A 3,774-nucleotide genomic window follows, 5' to 3' on the forward strand; every position below is an offset into this window, starting at 1 on the left:
GGGCGGCCCCGACCTGTCCGACCTCCTCGGCGCCTTCACCGGCGGCGGCGCGGGCGGCTTCGGCGGGGGCCAGGGCTTCGGCGGGGGCGGCTTCGGCCAGCCCGCGCCCACGAAGGGCGCCGACCGCACCGCCACCACCACGATCTCCTTCCGCGGTGCGGTGGAGGGCACCACGGTGTCCCTGCGCGCGGCGGACGGGGAGACCGTGGACGTGCGCATCCCCAAGGGCGTCAAGGACGGGCAGAAGGTGCGCGCCCGCGGCAAGGGCTCTCCGGGCACGGCCGGGCGCGGCGACCTGATCGTCACCGTCCAGGTCCGAGAGCACCCGTTCTTCCAGCGCGACGGCGACGACCTGCGCATCACCGTGCCCGTGACCTTCGCGGAGGCGGCCCTGGGCGCCACCGTCGAGGTGCCCACGCTGGACCGGCCCGTCAAGGTCAAGGTCCCGGCCGGATCCCAGTCCGGCCGGGTGCTGCGCCTCAAGGGGCGCGGCGTGGCCGGCGCCAAGCACACCGGCGACCTGCTGGTGGAGCTGCAGGTGGCCGTGCCCGCCGAACTCTCCGCCGAGGCGCGCGGCGCCGTGGAGGCCTACGCGGCGGCCACCGCGGGCGACGACGTCCGGGAGGGCCTGGCCGGGAAGGCGCAGTGGTGAGCGGCGTCGCCGGCGAGCATCCGACCGGAGCCGGGCGCCTGCGCGGGACCGCCGGCCGCCCGGGGCGCCACGACCCGGTGTTCGTGATCTCCGTCGCGGCCGAGATGGCGGGGATGCACCCGCAGACCCTGCGCCAGTACGACCGGCTGGGCCTGGTGGTGCCCCAGCGCCAGGGCGGGCGTCATCGCCGCTACTCCGCGGCCGACGTCGAGCACCTGCGCGCCGTCCAGCGGCTCTCCCGCGAAGGCGTGTCCCTCGAGGGGATCCGCAGGATCCTCGACCTGCAGCGCGAGGTGGAGCGGCTGCAGGACACCGTGGTGGAGCTGGCGTCCCAGGTCGACCGCCTGCACAGCGCCTCCGCGCTCGCCCGCGTGTTCTCCGTGGGCCTGGCCGGGGACGTCTCCGCCCGGTACGCCGCCCCCGCCGCCCACCGTGCGGCGGAGGCCGTGCAGGGGCAGCGCCGACCCGGCGAGGGCGCGACCCGATCCGCGGCACGCGGCGGCCTCCTGCGCGCGCTGCCCGCCGGCCGGGCCGCCGCCCCCCGCGGCCTCACCCGCCTGCCCGCGCCGCGGGACTGAGCGTGGACCTGCCGGAGCAGGCGCGCGCGGCGGCCGCCCGGCTCGACGCCGACCGCGCGCGCGCCCGGGACGGGCGGCTCTCCGCCCGACAGCTCGCCGCCCTCGACGGGGCTGAGCACGCCCTGCGGCGGGACTCGATGGACGCTGCGATCCCGGAGCGGGTCCTCGTCGACTGGGACCTCGACGCCCCCGACGGCCCGGTCGCGGCCGTCGCCGTGGGCGAGCTCGAGCGGCCGACCCACCTGACCTGGCAGGTCTCCGGCATGGGGATCGCCGCCTCCACAGCCGCGTGGGGCAGCGCCCGCGAGGCCGGGCAGCTGCTCCTGGCCCAGCGCGCGGCCGGCGCCCCGCGCCCGTGCGTGGTCGCCTGGCTCGGCTACCCGGCCCCGCCGTGGTGGCGCACCCTCGACGACGGCCTGGCCCGCCGCGGCGGAGCCCGCCTGGCCGAGGCCGTGCGCGAGACGCGCCCCGGGCCGTCGCACGGGGCCGGGACGGCCGTGCACACGGCGATCGAGGCGCACTCCTACGGCACGCTCGTCGCGACCCACGCCCTCGAGGGACTCGCCGCGGGGGACCCCCCGCTGACCGTCGACGCCCTCGCACTCAGCGGGGCGCTGGGCCTGCCCCGCCGCCTGGCCGGTCGGCTCGAGGCCCTCGGCCTCGCCGCGGGGCGCGTGTTCGAGGCCCGGGCGCCCGGGGACCGGCTCGCGTGGCTCGGGCGGACCCTGGCGGGCCGTGCGCCCTGGCCGGAGGCGGTGGCGCTGCCGGTGGCCGCGGACCCCGCCGCCGGACTGGCCGGGGTGCGCGGGCACAACACGGCCCGCTGGCGTCCGGAGGACGGCGACGACGGCGCCCCCCGCGGCTACCGAGACCCCGGCTCCGTGACGCTCGCGGCCCTGGCCCGGGTCACGGCAGGCCTGCCGGTCGCCGGCGGCGGGCCGCGATCGGGTCAGCGTCGGGCGTAGGCCAGGTCGAAGACCAGGCGGCCGGCGCGCAGGGCCTTGCCCTCGAACTGCGTGAGGGGACGGCCCTCGAATCGGGGTGCCCAGCCGCCGTCGTGGTCGACGGGGTCCTCCGCCAGGGACGCCTCCACGGCCTCGCCGAGGCCGGCGCGCTCGGGCAGCTCCGACGCGGGACGGGCCGGGTCGAACCCGGCGGGGAGGGGCTGCGCGCCGACCTCCAGCTCGCGGCCCTCCCGGCGCACGCGCGTCAGCGGGGACTCCTCGCCCGCCGCGCGGCCCGGGTGCAGGTTGACGAAGTCGGGGTGGGACTCCATGACCTCGCGCATCTGCACGGCATACCCGGACCAGTCCGTGGCCAGGCGGAGGACGCCGCCCGGGGCCAGCACGCGGGCCACCCGGTCCGCGAAGGCCGCGTTCACGAGGCGCCGCTTGTGGTGGCGCTTCTTGTGCCAGGGGTCGGGGAAGAACACCCAGACCTCCTGGGCGGACCCGGCCGGCAGCAGGTGGTCCAGCAGTTCGGGGGCGTTGGCCTCCACGGCCCGCACGTTCTCCAGCCCGCGGGACTCGACCTGGGCCATGAGCGCGGCCAGCCCGGGCAGGTAGACCTCCACGGACAGCACGTTCCAGTCGGGGTGGTCCGCGGCGCCCTGCGCGGTGGACTCGCCCAGCCCCGAGCCGATGTCCACCAGCAGCGGGGCGTGCCGGCCGAAGGCGGCGTCCCAGTCCAGGTGCGCGTCGGGGGCCACGGACGTGGCCGCCCGGTGGCGCGGCACGTCCACCAGCACCGTCTCCGCCATGCGGTCCCACACGGCCTGGCGGCCCGTGGTCATGCGGGCCCCGCGGCGGACGAAGGACACCGGCTCCCGGCGGATCAGCTCCGGGTCCTTCTCCCGGTCGTGGTCGCGCTCGTGGGCGTTCTCCGGGCCGCCGGTCACGGGTGCATGCCGCGGCGGACGGTGGTGCCGGGGGTGACGCCGCCGGTGATGGTGTCCACGGTGACGAACGTGTAGCCCTGGGAGCGGAGGTACGCGATCACGGCGGGGACGGCGTCGACGGAGGTGGCGTGGATGTCGTGCATGAGCACGATCCCGCCCGGGGTCGCCCCCTGCTGCACGGCGGCCAGGGTCTTGGCCGGGTTCCTGTGCTCCCAGTCCCGGGTGTCCACCGTCCAGGTCACGTTGCCCGCGGCGGGCAGGCCGCCGAAGGTGGAGAGCACGGACTCGTTCAGTGCGCCGTAGGGGGCGCGGACCGTGCTCGGTCGCCCGCCGGCCGCCCGGATCGCGGCGTCGGAGCGGGTGATCTGGGAGGCGATCTGGGCGGGGGAGAGCGTGGTCAGGTTCGGGTGGTCGTAGGAGTGGTTGCCCACCTGGTGGCCCTCGGCGGTCATCCGCTTCACGAGGGACGGGTTGATCTCCGCGCTGTGGCCGACCAGGTAGAAGGTCGCCGGCACGCGCTCGGCGGAGAGGATGTCCAGCAGGCGGGCCGTCGAGCGGCCGGGGCCGTCGTCGAAGGTCAGGGCGATGCACTTGACGGCGCGGCAGTCCACGCCGGCGTGGGGCACGGGGGCGGTGTGGGCCGGGGC

5 protein-coding genes are annotated in these 3,774 nt (G+C 77.8%); 3 read left to right on the forward strand and 2 right to left on the reverse strand.

The annotated features are described in order from the left end of the window. The 3 genes from MHY29_RS11540 to MHY29_RS11550 all read left to right on the forward strand — a co-directional run. On the forward strand, positions 1 to 652 hold a 652-nt coding region (locus MHY29_RS11540; RefSeq protein ID WP_239241350.1), incomplete at its 5' end, for a J domain-containing protein. 104 nt (positions 653 to 756) lie between these two features. Continuing rightward, a complete protein-coding gene (locus MHY29_RS11545; protein ID WP_239241354.1) occupies positions 757 to 1,230 on the forward strand; it encodes a heat shock protein transcriptional repressor HspR in 474 nt (157 codons plus the stop codon). Positions 1,231 to 1,232: 2 nt separating this feature from the next. Continuing rightward, positions 1,233 to 2,195, forward strand: coding sequence for an alpha/beta hydrolase (locus MHY29_RS11550; protein WP_224356436.1), 963 nt, complete (start codon positions 1,233 to 1,235; stop codon positions 2,193 to 2,195). On the opposite strand, the gene trmB is transcribed toward MHY29_RS11550, so the two are convergent. Both trmB and MHY29_RS11560 read right to left on the reverse strand, forming a co-directional pair. Beyond that, complete coding sequence (trmB, locus tag MHY29_RS11555) at positions 2,180 to 3,127, reverse strand: tRNA (guanosine(46)-N7)-methyltransferase TrmB (RefSeq protein ID WP_224356437.1); 948 nt, start codon at positions 3,125 to 3,127, stop codon at positions 2,180 to 2,182. The two genes, MHY29_RS11550 and trmB, sit on opposite strands and share 16 nt — an antisense overlap. Beyond that, a partial coding sequence (locus MHY29_RS11560; RefSeq protein WP_239241352.1) for a polysaccharide deacetylase family protein occupies positions 3,124 to 3,774 on the reverse strand: 651 nt, incomplete at its 5' end. The genes trmB and MHY29_RS11560, both read right to left, overlap by 4 nt.

This window comes from Micrococcus sp. ACRRV, assembly GCF_022346985.1.
Lineage (GTDB): Bacteria > Actinomycetota > Actinomycetes > Actinomycetales > Micrococcaceae > Micrococcus > Micrococcus porci.